General features: G+C 55.2%; 8 protein-coding genes. 5 read left to right on the top strand and 3 right to left on the bottom strand.

The genetic code is table 11. The features are described 5' to 3' along the window. Window positions 1-100: 100 nt before the first annotated feature. Window positions 101-2,338: a malectin domain-containing carbohydrate-binding protein gene (locus ACIX8_RS05745; protein ID WP_014264381.1), complete on the bottom strand. Its 2,238-nt coding sequence runs from the start codon at window positions 2,336-2,338 to the stop codon at window positions 101-103. Window positions 2,339-2,414: 76 nt separating this feature from the next. Next, the gene (locus tag ACIX8_RS24385) at window positions 2,415-5,870 is read right to left on the bottom strand and encodes a malectin domain-containing carbohydrate-binding protein (RefSeq protein WP_014264380.1); all 3,456 of its coding nucleotides are present in this window, start codon (window positions 5,868-5,870) and stop codon (window positions 2,415-2,417) included. 429 nt (window positions 5,871-6,299) lie between these two features. Between ACIX8_RS24385 and ACIX8_RS05730 the strand changes: the two genes are divergently transcribed. Continuing rightward, window positions 6,300-7,853, top strand: a complete 1,554-nt coding sequence (locus ACIX8_RS05730; protein ID WP_014264379.1) for a malectin domain-containing carbohydrate-binding protein — start codon at window positions 6,300-6,302, stop codon at window positions 7,851-7,853. A gap of 87 nt (window positions 7,854-7,940) precedes the next feature. On the opposite strand, the gene ACIX8_RS05725 is transcribed toward ACIX8_RS05730, so the two are convergent. Beyond that, window positions 7,941-8,174 (bottom strand): hypothetical protein, encoded by a 234-nt coding sequence (locus ACIX8_RS05725; protein ID WP_044176250.1) that lies wholly within the window; start codon window positions 8,172-8,174, stop codon window positions 7,941-7,943. A 946-nt stretch (window positions 8,175-9,120) separates the two neighbouring features. On the opposite strand from ACIX8_RS05725, the gene ACIX8_RS05720 reads away from it, so the two are divergent. The 4 genes from ACIX8_RS05720 (at window position 9,121) to ACIX8_RS05705 (ending at window position 15,303) form a co-directional block, all read left to right on the top strand. Then, window positions 9,121-11,061 carry a hypothetical protein gene (locus ACIX8_RS05720; RefSeq protein WP_044176248.1) on the top strand — a complete coding sequence of 647 codons (1,941 nt, stop codon included), beginning with the start codon at window positions 9,121-9,123 and terminating at the stop codon, window positions 11,059-11,061. Between the two features lie 536 nt (window positions 11,062-11,597). Beyond that, a complete protein-coding gene (locus ACIX8_RS05715) occupies window positions 11,598-12,572 on the top strand; it encodes a patatin-like phospholipase family protein (protein ID WP_014264376.1) in 975 nt (324 codons plus the stop codon). A gap of 138 nt (window positions 12,573-12,710) precedes the next feature. Beyond that, window positions 12,711-13,946 carry an ankyrin repeat domain-containing protein gene (locus ACIX8_RS05710; protein ID WP_014264375.1) on the top strand — a complete coding sequence of 412 codons (1,236 nt, stop codon included), beginning with the start codon at window positions 12,711-12,713 and terminating at the stop codon, window positions 13,944-13,946. A 25-nt stretch (window positions 13,947-13,971) separates the two neighbouring features. After that, on the top strand, window positions 13,972-15,303 hold the full coding sequence (locus ACIX8_RS05705) for an ankyrin repeat domain-containing protein (protein ID WP_014264374.1): 1,332 nt from the start codon (window positions 13,972-13,974) through the stop codon (window positions 15,301-15,303). Window positions 15,304-15,321 lie beyond the last annotated feature (18 nt).

Below are 15,321 nucleotides of genomic sequence, written 5' to 3'. Positions count from 1 at the left end.
CGACGAAAATGCATGGACGCAGAAAGAATCACCGTAGACGATGAAGTCTACGGTGATGAAACCAGATGATCTTTCATCTTCAATAGCAACTAAGTTGGCGCTAATGAATCTCGATACCGCTGATCTCTGGCTGGTCAACACTTCCATTGCTTAGGCTAATTACGATTTGGCCTGCGCTGTTGGCGGTGGCGGTGAATTGCTGCACGTTGGCCTTATATTGACCACCTGCCGTTTGCACTATGTCGAAGTTATTGAGAACCTGTACTCCATTGATAGCAACATTGAACTGACGTTTGCCAGCAGTGGACCAGTAGAGTTCCGCGAAGTGCAGCCTTACAGTATGGGTACTGCCAGCAACAAAGCCTGGAACGGTGTAAGTCGCCGTACCCTCATGAGCATCCTGGTAGACCGCTTCCGGCGCTGGGTCGTTTACGCCCGCCGTAGAGATCGTATTGGAAACAGCATAAGACGAGCCGCCGGTGTAATCCGTGTCTGCAACAAAGGGCGAGTCTGCGCCGCCGCCGGAGTTGATCTCGACGCTCGAAGCCCCTGTGCTGGAGCACGCTCCACTTCCGTTGTACGTCGTAAGATCATGCGGCGTTCCGGCAGAGACTGTAGATCCTCCTGTGTTGTTGATGACATTGCTGATGCCGCCCGAGCCGCTAAGCATCACAGTTACCATGTCTGTGAAGTTCACTCCGGAGACGTTCGGGGCGAGAATCGCGTTGCTTTGAAAGATCGTCACTCCTGTGACATCGAAGAAGGAGTAAATACCCAGACCATACGCGGTATGCGAGCACACGTTGGATGTGACCTCGTACGAGGGATACCCGTTTGCACCGTTATAGGTCCACGAGGTCTGGTTCGGGACGTCGTACGGATCTTCGCTCTGGTAGAAGATCGTTTCGCCACCGTTGCCATTCCACTGCACCTGGCTCTGCTGATAGTGCTCGACAGCAAGGCCAAGCGCAGTCACATTGTCACCATTGACAACAAGCCCATGCGAGGCGGTGTTGGAGGTCCAACCCACACCGGTACCGTGGTCCGCTCGCCACGCCCACACATTATCGAGAATGACGTTATCGCTATCGATCTCGAGGCTGGTAGTAGCAGAGCCCCCCTCTGCACCGCCGATACGAAAGTACACGTCACTGATCGAAGTGGGGTTCGAAGCATGGCTTACACGTGTAGCACCGGCGACGCCCACCTGCAGAAGCACAGAGGAGTTCGTTGGACCGGCGTCGATCAGGACGTCTGCAATCTGCACGCCATTCACATCGGCGACTGTTATCGCGGAGCTGCCACTTTGCGGAATCAGCGTCGGATACCCCAGCCCCAGCATGATCGTGTTCGCGTTCGTAATACTGATAGGCGCTGAGAGATTGTAGATGCCGGGAGTCAGGATAAGATTTTTGCCCGATGCCAACGCGGAGTTGATCTGAGCTGCGGTATTCGAAGGCGTGGCGATAAAGAAGGTGCTGATGGCGTCACTGGAGCCTGTTCCCAACCCATTGTTGGCTGTCCAGTCGACACCACTGGAAGAACTCTTCACAGCAGGCACAAAGACGTTATAGTTCCCGCTGCTGTCGACGTAGAGATAAGGTTTCTCACGCACGACAGGAGTAGTGGAAAGGATCGTGTTCTTAGGAAAACTATTGGAAGGTGCCGTGGATGTAAACGTATCGCCGGAGAAGACAAAGTTCCACACATTGTCGCTGAACGAGGCCATGGTGCTGTTGCGGGTGTACCACTGCTGCTGTGAACAGGCGTTAATCCCATTATCAACCGTGGCATCTGCGATAAAGCCTCCACTCGCCTCGCCGCAACTCTGATTGCTTAACTCCAGACCGCCGGCGATATGAACGCGGCGAAGTGAAGCCCCCTGCGAGACAGCCCAGGTCTCCGTATCGCCTGCGGGCACATTGATGCGGAGATTCTCCATCGACCGCCAGAAGTTCGTCGTTACGTTGCCATTGCTGTCGGTCACATCCAGGTAGAGGCCACCACCATTGAGCACCGTCGAATCCGGTGTTAGTCCCAGTCCGGCGATGGAGGTGTAAAAGCCTACCTCCTGGCTCACTCCGGAGTATGTACCGGGCTTGAACAGAACTGCCGCACGGCTGCTGCTGAACTGTCCGCTGCTAACCGTGGGGTTTGAGATGGAAGCGATGTCGGCGTTGATGACAGATCCTGCAACGGATGGATCGAAAACATAGACGTTCGGTCCAAAGATGGTGGAGTTGTATTGTGCGACGGCTCGATTCGTAAAACCGCATGTAACAGCGCATGCAGCGCTAAGAATCAGGAGTTTACTGCGCAGCGTGATCGAAAGTCGCATGAATCCCTCGTGGGTATAGGTGACGTGAGTGGTTTAGCGCAGCGGCGAGCGATTGCCGCACCAGGTTTACAAAGGTTCAGCCCACAACCTCAATCCCGCTAACCTTAGGCAGGTCGGCGGCGCCGGTAGTGAACTGTATCGTGATGGTTCCGTTACTGGTGGCGATTGCAGAGAACGATTTGACGATGGCGATATCTTCACCCCCAGCCGCAGCGAAGACATCGAAGTTCGTCAGCACGGTTGCTCCGTTGATCAGGACGTTGAACTGTCGCTTGCCCGCAGCAGACCAGTAGATCTCCGCGAAGTGCAGATTTACGGTGTAACTTGCACCAGGAGTCAGATTGGGGATGGTGTAAGTGAAGTCCCCGAACCGCTCCGTCTGATAGACGGCTTGCGGAGCAGGGTTGGCCACCAGGGAGGTGTTGATCGCAGCTGTCGTTGAAGAGGCCGTCCCGCCGTTAAAGTCCTCATCCGCCAGCCACGTACCGCCGGCAGCGCCGCCCGCATCGATCTGAAGATCGGTCTTGTGAAGAGACGTTGGTTGAGTAATTTCAATCCCACTGATCTTGGGCAGGTCAGCGGCGCCGGTGGTGAACTGTATGGTGATGGTTCCGCTACTGGAGGCGGTCGCAGGAAACGATTTGACGATGGCGATGTCTTCTCCACCCGCAGTGGCAAGGACATCGAAGTTCGTCAGCACGGTGGCTCCGTTAATCAGGACGTTGAACTGCCGTTTGCCGGGAGCAGTCCAGTAGATCTCCGCAAAGTGCAGATTCACGGTGTAGCTTGCGCCGGGAGTCAGGTTGGGGATGGTGTAAGTGAAATCCCCGAACCGCTCCGTCTGATAAACGGATTGCGGAGCGGGGTTGGCTACCAGGGAGGTATTGATTGTCGCTGTGGTCGAGGACGCCGTGCCACCTGTAAAGTCGGTGTCCGCCAGATAGCTGCCTGCGGCCGTTCCACCTGCGTTGATGTCCACTACATCGGTGTTACTGCCGCCACTGCCAGCCGTTGTGGCGCTGGTCTGGTTGGAGGCCGGCGAGCTTCCCGACGCGTTGCTGGCCTCAACCACATAGTAGTAGGTAGTCGCTGCCGCTAAGACCGTATCGGAATAGGTTGTCGTAGTGGTCGTAGCCACCTGGTTGCTGCTTGACGGTGTAAATCCGGACGTTGTGCGCCGAAATACCTGGTACTGCACGCCGGAGGTATTGCTCGCCGTCCAACTCAGGTTGATCTGGCTGGCCGAAGCTGTCGTCGCGCTAAGTGCCGTCGGCGCCCCGGGAAGAACCGGGGGTGGAGGTGCGGTCCCTGTCTGCGTAATTTCAATTCCACGCAGCGAGGGCAGGTCGGTCGCGCCTGGATACAACTGCACCGAGAGTATTCCATGCTCGTCCGATGTGCCCGTGACCTGTTGAATGACAGCCTGATTGAGGCCGGCGGTGGCAAAGATATCGTAGTTCGTCAGCACCTGAGTACCGTTGACCGAAACGTTGAAGAGACGATCACCTGCCGCGGTATGGGTCGTAACGCCCTCTGCAAAATGGAGCCGGATGGTGTAGATGGAACTTGGAAGCAGTCCGGTATAGACGTACCCGAAGGCCCCGTACCGTTCTGTCTCGTAGACCGCAGCAGGAGCCGGGTTTGTGACACCTGCAGTGCTGATGGTTTGCGTTGTGGTGTTGGTCCCCCCGCCCGCCGTCAGCGGGTTTTGTGGAAGTCCGAAGCTCCCGCCATTCACGTCAGCTTCGAAGGCACCCTCAACCGGGCCGCCGGAATCGATCGCAATGTAGGCAGTGCTGCCTCCAGTATTGCCATAGGTCGTGCCACCGGTTGAAGGGGTTACGTCCAGGGCGCGAATCTCCGGCTGGTCTGCCGCCCCAGGTGCCAATTGAAGAAGAATGACCCCGTTTTGGTCGGCCACAGTGTTGATCGTTTGCGTTACCACTCTGTTCTGGGCACCGGACGTGGCGAAGATATCGAAGTTCGTCAGTACCTGTTGGCCATTGACCAATACGTTGAACTGTCGCTGGCCGGCTGCAGTCCAGGCGGATTCGGCGAAGTGCATTCGAAGGTCGTAACTGCTGCCAGGAGAAAGATGCGCGATGGTCCAGCTCTGTGGTCCCCAACGCTCGGAGTGGTACACATCCTGAGGAGCCGGATTGGTGACGGCGCTGGTATCAACCGTGGCGGTGAAGGCGTTCGTAAACCCACCGCTTACCTGGGAGTTCTGGATATATGCCCCCGTCCCGCTGTAGCCCGCGGCGCTTACGTGAAGCGCGCCGCCATTCGCTCCTACACCGCTGGCAGGCAGCGTTACCGAAGCCTGCGGAGCGGCCGATTCCCCGGAATAACCTCCGCTACTTGTCACCGTATAGAAGTACGTGTGCCCGGGTGCAAGATTGGCGTCGGCAAACGAGGTTCCCGTAATGTTGTTGGCGATCAAAGTCTGATTCGATTGCGGGATGACGGCCGGATTCGGTTGGCTCTGGGACTGCGGCGGCGTTCCGGAGATTGAGCTGCGATAGACGTTGTACGTTGCATCCGTGGTCGTGCTTGCGGTCCAGTTGAGAGCAACCTGGCTCTGAGAGGAAGCCGTCGCAGTCACATGCGTTGGTGCCGCTGGAGGCGTGGCCTGGTAGACGCGGACATAGTCGACCAACAAGGTCTGAGGATAGGTCGTCGCGCTACTGACATTCCCTGGGAAAGGGCCGCCCATGTTCAGGTCGAGGATGAGGAAGAAGGGATTGTTGAAGGGCCATGCTGCCAGTCCACCATTGACCCAGGATTGGTTCGCCATAAGATCGGCAGTGGAGATCGTCCCGTAGATGTTCGTAACGTCGTCTACGTAGAACTGGACCTGATTTGGACTCCAGATCATACCGAAGACATGGTACCCGCCGAACCCCGCTGTATTGGTAGCTCGAACGCCCAACCCATCGTTGCCATACCCCTGTCCATGAAGCGTTCCATAGACCTGTGTGGGATTGGCGGCACCAATGTACTCCATAATGTCCATCTCGCCGCAGCTTGGCCAATTGATCGAGGAGATGTTGTTCCCCAACATCCAGAAGGCCGGCCATACGCCCTGGTTCCCTGTCCCCGCCGGTAGAGTCATGCCTGCTTCGACGCGGCCATATTGAGTGCCGAAGAGAATCGTGGAGTTATTCGTTCCGGAAGTCGACGAGATTCGTCCGGTTGTAACTCCGTTGGGGGCAGCCGCAGCCGAACGCGCCACGATAGCCAGATTTCCGTTGCCGTCCAGATAGACGTTGGGGTTGTTGGGATCGCATCCATTCGTGGTCTGACCAAACAGGCAGTTGTAACTTTGGGCTCCATCAGGGGTCAGCCCCTGGGTAAGGGTCCAGTTTTGGGAATTAGGGGCAGAACCAGCCGGGCCATTGAACTCATCACTCCAGACCAGCTGCCAGCTCGAGGCCGATTGTGCGTATGAGCAATTAGTTATGACGCTCACCGAGGCCAGGAAGCACAGGAAGAAGATCGCTTGGCGAAGTTTCGATAGGTTGCGAGTCATAAAGGTCCTTGGGGGAGAGATTCCAACTCATCGGAGTCGATGACTCCCCACTTATATGGACCTTTAGTCGAAACCGTAAACGTTACATCTGTTACCTTGCGGTATCTTTCACCGTTACCTCGTGTTTGCACTGGGAAATTTAGGGGGTTATATTGGGACGCGTCAATGCTCGTAGCTTTTTTTGCAGCGCTAATACCCCTCGCGAGGAAATCGACTTCCCGGGACGAGCGAAGTTGACAGCATTCATCATTCTGAAATCTCGCACATGGACATAGCTCCGCAATCGAAGCTGCCGGCAGTCCGATCTATCGACTGGACGATTTTCATGATCCAACCGGCAACAACCCTCTGGAATGGCCTCCAGGCCGCGATCCCCCTTGACCAGGGTGGGGACCTCCCTGCCCTCTGCAATCACAGAGAAACAGACTCATGGCGACACAGGGAACGATTCCGCAACCGGCACGTTTAGCAGAAGAACGTCAGGCACTCGAGGCAGTACTCGCATCACCAAGATTTAGAAAAAATCCTCGGCTGACCCACCTGCTGGAATATATCTGCCAGAAGTATTTCGAAGGCGATACCGACAACATCAAAGAATATTCGATCGCCGCCGACGTCTTTCACCGCCCAGAAAGCTTCGATCAGGCAACGGATTCGATAGTGCGGGTCGAGGTTTACCGCCTGAGAAAGAAACTGCGTGAATTTTACGAAGGAGAAGGCGCGCACGAGCCGATAGAGATCGTAGTCGCTACCGGACATTACCTGCCGGAATTTGTAGATCGCACCGCCATCGAACCGCACTTTCCCTCTGTGCCTGACCAGAATCAGGAAACCGCTCCCGGAGATTCCTCAGTCGCTGCCCCCATGACCAGCCGGAGATTCGTACAAAAGAACAGGATTTTCTTGTATGTTCTTCCGGTAATCATCTGCGCATTGATCGTGGCACGGCTCTCGTCGAACCTGGTTCATCTTACGCGTTCGAGCAATGCACCCATTGCCTCGACACCCTTCGCCCCCGTATTGCCGTCCGGTCCGGAGATCCGTATTCGTTGTGGATATAGCCGACCGATCTTTAAAGACCATGAAGGCAACGTATGGATGGGAGACCGCTACTTTTCAGGCGGAGCCACAACGGACTTGCCTGATCAGTACATTGCGCGTACCCGGGATTCCGAGATGTATCTCACATCACGGTCGGGAACATTTTCCTACAAGATCCCGCTCAAACCCGGGACCTATGAGATGCGACTCTACTTTGCCGAAACCACCTATAGTCCGACAAGCAGTTTGGGGGGCGGAGAAAACAGTCGCGTCTTCAACGTACAACTCAATGGAGCCCTCCTTCTGAGTCAATTCGATATTGTTGCCGATGCCGGAGCGAATACAGCCGACGTGAGGGTATTCAAGGACATTCACCCTGGACCGGATGGCAATCTCCAGTTGAATTTTTCAAGTGTCTTGGGAGAATCGATGATTAATGCAATCGAAATCGTTCCAGGAATAGCGCACCATCAACGTCCCATTCGCATGGTGGCGCAAAATGAGTTCTTTGTAGATAAGGCGGGAGATCTCTGGTCTCCCGATACTTACTTCGGCGGAGGACAACTGGCGAACGACAAGATTACAGTAGCCGGGACGGAAGACCCAGGTCTATATGCCGGGGAACGATATGGCAATTTCAGCTATGCACTACCCGCAGACAAAGGGAGCTATGCGCTGACATTATATTTTGCGGAAAAGTACTGGGGTACGAGTCAATCAAAGACTGGCGGTGTCGGAAGTCGGGTCTTCGACGTACTCTGCAATGGAACAGCGTTAACACGAAATCTTGACATCCTAAAGGAAGCTGGTCCAGGCCATGCCTTCAAGAAGACATTTCATGGACTCCACCCAAATGCACAAGGTAAGTTAATTGTGTCGTTCGTGCCAGATCAGAATTACGCCAGTGTGGATGCAGTCGAATTGGAAGAAGAAACAGAATAAAAACTATCCCCGCATACGCATGTTCCTCAGATCAATCCGTCGTTGCGCTTCTCTTCGATCTTTGGGTGCATAGAAGTCATGTCCGGACTAGTAGAAGCCTTGATTGTCACGATTCGCATTGACCTTTCCCGCGTAGTACCTGGAAATAAAGATGAAGTATGCCGCTGCCAGAGCGAAGCCAATCGGCCACCAGAAGGAGGCGATCAGCAAAGCAGTGTGATTCGCGGAAATGGTGTAAGCGGTGAGGGAATATTGGGGTCCGAGTGTTGAATGAAGCATCACTGGGAAGATTGCCGCACCGCCGATCGCGAGCAATCCCATAATAAGGAAATTTGACGCGACAAATGCACAGGCTTCCCCCACGAGTAATTTGGTGAGAATCCTACTTTGCTATTCATGTGGCTTTTGGTCAAAAAATTTAAAGTAAATATTTCGCAAACATTCCTGCAACCCTGCAACGATTACTGCACAGTCGTTTCATTATCCCTTTCGCAGTTTTCAATCGCAGGCGTACTACGCAGAATGGCAAAGCCAATAAGCTTTGACCAAGCTTCTAAACCAGAGGCAAGTCGCTGGTATTTTTACGGTCACAACCAACAAGCTCTCTCGCCTACTGGAGAACATTGCCGATAAGCAACGAGCTATCCGGAATTCGTCGCGTATACGCAATGAATTCTCATGAAGCATGCGGAATGGATTCAAATTCGCACCTACACTCGCATCCGGAGAAGTGCATAGATATATGTATTGGCTAGCTGCTATTTCCTAGGCTCGGGCACACACCTTCTTGAACGAAGAGCGCATGGCGCAAAACAGGCGGAGGTTAATGTAGTGCCTGCGAAACAACGCTTGCAGGAAAGTTCGCTGAATATTTTAAAATCTCTTGACCAAAATCCACATGAATAGCAAAGTAGGATTCTCACCAAAATACTCGCGGGCCATTCAATCAATCTAGAGACAGAGGGCTGGCATGGCGGGTAACGCGCGGGATATCGATCCGTCAGCAACGCTGCGGAAAATATCAACGCCTATCCAACAGCACAACATGCCGGCTGGACCTACATCGATTGCGCGAACGATTCTGAGATCTCGCTGCAACTTTCAGCACAGCTTCCGGTGGGAATCACGCTCTCGACGACAGTCGTATCTCCAGATGGAAAAACTATCGTCTCAGAACACATCGGCATACGATTTCGGCCACAGGTTCCGGGCTGGCGGCAAGCGGCGCGGGCTATCAATTTGTAGTTACTTACAGGGGGACATCACGTTGAGAATTTCTCTGATCTCGAAGATTTTTCGCATAGCAGCCGGAACGATCAGTCTGCTCTCTTTTCTTCCTCTCACTGCTCAAACCATGGTGCCATGGGTTACCCGCTCGGCAGACAACTCCAGGAGCGGCTGGAACGCGCACGAGACGATACTGACGCAAGCGTCCGTTGGCACCAAAGGCATCGTAAGAAGCACAATCATCCCACTGGCCGGAGATGCTCGCGGCATGGAAGCGCAGCCGCTCATCCTGCCGCAGGTGACAACTTCGCGGGGAGTGCGGGATGTCATGGTGCTGCCGTCGATGGCCAACGTTGTGCGCGGAGTCGATGCGCATGACGGATCGGGCATCTGGCAGGTCCAGCTGGGAACCCCGATCGACGGGACCAGGGCTATTGATGGTTGGGGCATCAACCAACACTGGGGCTGCGTATCGACAGGGGTCATCGACCCGGAGCTGAAGCGGCTCTATCAGGTTTGCTGGGTGGTGCCGAATGCCCATGGAACTCCTATGCCGGCTGCCCCCGCCAGTAGTGATCCGAAGGCAGCGCGATACTTTATGTTTGTTCTCAATGTGGGCGACGGCAGCATGGTCACGCCACCGGTCATGATCCAGGGATCCAGTAATGGGCAGGACTTCAACGGCTATCCCCGGAAGCAGCGATCCTCTCTCGTTGAAACCAATGTCGCAGGCGTCAAGACGGTGCTTGGCTGTTCAGGCACCATCGATGAGACAGACCCTGGCGCTGCAGGCTATTGCTTCGCCTTCGATGTCGCCAGCAATACCCAGACGGCGATCTTCGCGACCACCGCTGGAGAGGGCGCAGGCATTTGGATGGCCGGACAAGGCGCAGCGGCAGACGCGCAGGGCAATCTGTACGTGATTACCGGTAATGGAGATTTCGACGGCGCGACCCAGTGGGGAGAGTCATTTCTCAAGCTGAAGTACACACCCCCTTCAGGGAGCACCAAAGCCAACATCGCGGTCGTGGACCATTGGACTCCGTGGACCGATATGGGCCGAAGTGGCGGTCAGGCGCCTCCCGCTGGCAAGCTCGCCGGAATGAATGCTGCCACCGAGGCAATGAGCAAGCCTGTGGGCAGCGGGATGAACATGTCGCTCAAGAATGCCAGAGTGGAAACCTCCATGAGCGCTGAGGGCAAGCTGAGCGTCCGCGTGTATCCCGATATGGCCCAGGGTGCCTGGGCGGACGAAGACTGGGGCTCCGCCGGTCCGGCCTGCATCTTCCCCCTTGGCGTATGTGTCGCTAGCGGTAAGGATGGAATTGCCTTTCCCATCAAGACGACGAACATGGGAGGAACGACCGTTGCCGACCTGAAAAATCCCCCGGCAAACTGCGCGAAGCTCGCCGGAGCTCCGGTGTGGCTGACGGTCGATCCAGGACCTGTCGATCCATGTCCCACAGATCCAACGGTCCTGAACTTCTTTCCCTGGGGAGACACGGCGCACATGCACATGACGCCGGTCCAGTATTTCGATCCTGTCTTGAATTCATGGACGATCTTCGCCTGGGGCGAGAACAACCAACTCCACAAATGGAAGGTGAGTGACACGGGAACGTTGTCCTATCTCGCCCAAAGCAACGAGTTTGCCAGCTCAGAGGTTCGCACAACCGTTCAACACGGTGGCATGCCCGGAGGCTTCTGCAGCGGATCCAGCAATGGGGCCGACCCGAACACGGCTATCCTGGCCTGCACGATTCCCTACCGTGACGCCAACAAGGCCGTAACGAACGGACGCTTACTGGTATACGACCCGGTCCACCTTGCTGCCGATGGCTCGTTGAAAGTCCTGTGGGATTCGCAGGCCGAAGGCATTGCATTCCTGTTCAACAAGTTTGACCCGCCAGTGATCGACGGCGGTCACATCTACGTACCGAATTACAACGGCGGCGTAGATGTCTACCAATTGACACGATAACGACCGCTGGTGATCAGGCCGAACTCAACTCTCGCTTGAACGCGAGAGTTGAGTTCGGCCCGCGTTAGTGCAATGGCTCCGGCCTAAGAGCCCCTTGCACTAAGGCAGTCGCCGACACTTTACTGTCGTAGAGTCACAGCACGCTCGCCACCTGGAGAATGTGCGGATAGGCAACCAACTAGCTCGAACGCGTTGCGCATCCTCCAAAGATTCTCATTGAACACGCGAAATGGAATTAGCTTCTATGTCCCCTCTCATTGCGCACCTACGACCTCGTCCTTTCGGGGCGGAGCGGAGGCAGTTACCTATGAACGATCTTCATGATGCTTATGAAGCAACCATTATGAAGATCGAATACTCCGTCAAGGAACAGAGGAACTTCCCCAATATGCCATTTACTTAATTCCCGGACCGAAACCCTGCCCGTGCCAGCTACGAGGCTAAAGCAAGCGTTCCCATCTCCGCTGTAGCTGCGCGATCATCCACCCACATAGCCCCGTTCCAATTGACCGGGCAACACAAACAGGAGAATCATCATGAGCAGTTTTACGATTCTATCGTTCGTCGGCGGGGGCATCCGCGGACTAGCCTCCGCTACGTTGCTGAATGCACTTTTTGAGAAACACTCCAATGTCGTCTCAGGCGCCAGCATGCTGGCCGGAACCTCCACCGGCGGTACTATCATCGCCGCTCTGGTGAATGGGGAGAGCCCGCAGGAGATCGTCACCACCTATAGGACCACCGACCGGGAGTTCTATATCAAGTACTACAGCGGCGGCGATCCTACCAAGCCGGCCTACCCCGTCGAACTCTTTGCCGCGGGGATGTATGCAAAATATGGACTCCAGAAGCTCAGCGACAAGAATCAAAAGCTTCTATTTACCTCCTTCGACGTCGGCCAGAAGGGCACGCCCTGGCAACCGCTTCTCCTTCACAACTTTCCCGATTCCCCTACAGCCGACACCAAACTTGCGGATGCGGTCGTTGCCACATCGGCCATGCCTGGCATGTTTGGCTCCCATAAGTTCGGCAACTATCAAGGCACGATCGATGGCGCCTTCGTCAACCACGATCCCACGCTTGCGGCAATCGCCCTGGCCATCAACTCGGGTGTCAATCCGTCCGATATCGTCGCGATCTGCTTCGGCACAGGTCTTATGGCCAATAGCCTTGGAAGCGCAACACAGTCCTGGGGCTTCCAGCAATGGCAGACAGGCGACCCCGACAACCCTTACAACGTTCCGCCTCTCCTCATCAACGGGCTGCCATCGCCAGTCCTGAACGCCTCTCTCAACGGAACCTCCACCAGTCTCATCCCCGACCTCGCTCGCATGATGCTGCCCGGCCGCTACGCTTATCTCAACCCCACCCTCCCCAACTACATTCCCGAGAATGAGACCAACAATCTGGTGCTCGATGAACTGGAAGGGCTGGCGAAAGCTGTCACCCTTACTCCCGAATTCGACATCGCAAAAAGACTGGTAAAAGACCACTGGTCCCTGGCCATCTAATCCTGTCCTGCTCCCGTGGGAGATGCGAGTGGGCACTCGCGTCTCCCACAAGTACCGCGTCACAGCTACCGCTTCATACCTGGCCGGCTCCCTTCTAGAAAGCCACTTGTGCGAACGCTAAGGAATCGGCATATTCACATGCCGCCCGCATCCATCGAAAATGGCATAAGGTACATTGAGATCATGAGCGCGCACAGCACACTCACACAGGCCCTGCTGGACGGCAAAATGGACGACGCCAGGGCTCTCATTGCAGCCGGGGAGACGGTTGAAGCGCAGTATTTCCAAAACAATAGAACCCAGATATTCCGTAACATCGTCCGCTACAAAGCAGCCGATATCGCTGATGCTTTAATCAGGGGCGGACAGATACAGACCGACATCTACGAGCTGGATACATTCGAATACGGTCTCTATCAGGCGCTGGCGAGAGACACTACAGACGAGGGATCCTCGTTAGAGTTCCTGAAAGCTCTTCTCGACAAGACGGATAACCGGAACGATGAGGTCAAGGGTCAGACCCTGCTGGGGTTCTTCCTACACGAAAGTGCAGCGCCCGCTGCCATTCAATGCCTGATCGAGGCAGGCTGCGACGCCCGCTACAAAGACAATGCGGAGCGCAACTTCATCCACTATGTCATCGGCACCAGGATGCAAAGGAATGAGCTGAAGCTGGCTTATCTGCAGCTGCTGATTCAAGAAGGCGTCGAAGTGGATGCAAAGGACATCGAGGGCAATACGACCTTACTGGCAGCGGTCAAGGAAAACCTGCCCGGCGGGTTCATAGAACTGCTGCTGCAACAGGACGCAAACCCCAACGAGCAGAACCATAAAGGCATCACTGCCTTTTACGAAGCAGTGACAAGACAACAGGGCAAGGAGGCGTATCAGCTTCTGAAGCAGTTCTCTTCGCCGGATTTCGACCTGACTACAAAGGATGGGCAACATCTTTTTACGAGCTTCGTGAAAGGCTTGTCCGACAACCCGCCGGAGAGCCAAAAGGCCTTGCTGCTGGAGTTGTTGCAGGACGGAGCGAATATCTATCAGACCTCTCCTTATTACGAGGCGCCCAAATCGGGCGCGGACTGGATCGCCGAGAAGTCGGTTGAATTACTAAAGACCGTATTGGACGCCGGAGCGATCGAGATCAACCGCCGCGACGACAAAGGCAACACCCTGCTACACAAGGTCTGCGGGTTCAACGTCAATTACGATACCAATGCAGCCAAAGAGACCTATCGAAAAGCGAAGCTGTTGTTGGAAGCTGGAGCGGACCCCGAGCTCACCAATGACAAAGACGAAACCCCACTCACTTTGGCGCAGCAGGACAATCTGAAGATCAAGACGGTCGAGCTATTGCTGAAGGCAAAATAAGACCAATCCGTAGGAATAAAAAACCATGTCAATGTCATTCATTGTTGCCTGCGAGAACGGCAACCGGAAGATCGCCGAACTGCTCTTGGCGAGCAACGAAGCCGATGTCAAATACACGGACGAGCGAGGCCGGACGGCCCTGCATTATGCCGCGCACCGGGGCTATCTGGATATCGTAAAAGCCCTGATCGACGCGGGCGCGGATATCGATTACGAAGACCATGATGGTGAGACGCCACTGTTCTTCGCCTGCCGGCAAAAGCAGAAGCAGACCGCGCTCTATCTGCTCGACAAGGGGGCGAATCCAAAGATCAATGACAGATTCGGTAACAGCCTGCTGCACCTCGTGGCGCGAACAGGACAGGCCGAAATTGTGGGCAAGCTGCTGGAACTCGGGGCAGACGTTAATCTGCTGAACAACGAGGCGCTGCCCCCTCTCATGGTCGCGGCGAGCGGGTTCAACAAAGAGGCGGCGCAGTTGTTGCTGGACAAGGGCGCGGACGTCAACGCCGTTGACAAGAATGGCGACACGGCACTCATCTTTGCCACGCGTGCCCAGGCCCTGCCGATGATGACGGTACTTCTGGACAAGGGCGCGAACGTCAACCACACCAACAACTCCGGCGGAAGCTCTCTGCTCATCGCATGCGAGCAAGGCAATCGGATGCTCGTGAAGCTGCTGGTAGAGCGCGGCGCGGACGTGCTCATGTTCAACAACGCGGGCGTGTCACCGATCTGGTATGCCTGTGCTCACAATCAGAAGGAGATCGTAGACCTGTTCCTGCAACATGGAGCGAACGTCAACTATGCCAGGCCACTGGGTGGCGACACGGCTGCCGCTATCGGCAGTTATCTTGAGTGGGCAGTTTCCACGAATGACATTTCGATCGAGGCGAGGTTCTCGCTCAACACCACTTACACCTATGGTGGCGAAGGCCTGCTCCATCTGGCTGCCAAGAAGGGCCATCTAAGCATGGTGAAACTGCTGCTGGAAAAGGGCGTGGACGTCGACATGCAGGACGAAGGCGGAAACACGCCTTTGCACTACGCCGTCGCATCCGGCAAAAAAGATGTAGTGAAATGCCTGCTGGAACATAAAGCTGACATCGCCATCGCCAATGTTAAGGAACAAAAAGCGGTCGATTACAGCAACATCAAGGGTTATAACGAGATCACCGCACTGATCTTGCAAGCTGGGTCCGCGACGCAACCTGAAATCATCCCTGGAACTGCTACGGCTAGCGACTTTACGGCGGCGAAGAAAAAGTCCCTGCTGGATCTGAAGGAATTACTGGATATGGGCATCCTCTCGGAAGAGGAATTCAATCAAGAAAAAGCCAAAGTATTAGCAGGATAGTCGGTGATGGCGCGCCCG

Origin of the sequence: Granulicella mallensis MP5ACTX8 (assembly GCF_000178955.2) — a bacterium.
In the GTDB taxonomy this organism is placed as follows: Bacteria; Acidobacteriota; Terriglobia; order Terriglobales; family Acidobacteriaceae; genus Granulicella; species Granulicella mallensis.
The sequence above is the reverse complement of the archived record's forward strand: the minus strand, read 5'-3'. Positions and strand labels throughout refer to the sequence as shown.

Coding starts and splice junctions, on each gene's coding strand:
- ACIX8_RS05745 (WP_014264381.1), bottom strand. CDS start 2,338: ATGCGACTTTCGATCACGCTGCGCAGTAAACTCCTGATTCTTAGCGCT.
- ACIX8_RS24385 (WP_014264380.1), bottom strand. CDS start 5,870: ATGACTCGCAACCTATCGAAACTTCGCCAAGCGATCTTCTTCCTGTGC.
- ACIX8_RS05730 (WP_014264379.1), top strand. CDS start 6,300: ATGGCGACACAGGGAACGATTCCGCAACCGGCACGTTTAGCAGAAGAA.
- ACIX8_RS05725 (WP_044176250.1), bottom strand. CDS start 8,174: ATGGGATTGCTCGCGATCGGCGGTGCGGCAATCTTCCCAGTGATGCTT.
- ACIX8_RS05715 (WP_014264376.1), top strand. CDS start 11,598: ATGAGCAGTTTTACGATTCTATCGTTCGTCGGCGGGGGCATCCGCGGA.
- ACIX8_RS05710 (WP_014264375.1), top strand. CDS start 12,711: ATGCCGCCCGCATCCATCGAAAATGGCATAAGGTACATTGAGATCATG.
- ACIX8_RS05705 (WP_014264374.1), top strand. CDS start 13,972: ATGTCAATGTCATTCATTGTTGCCTGCGAGAACGGCAACCGGAAGATC.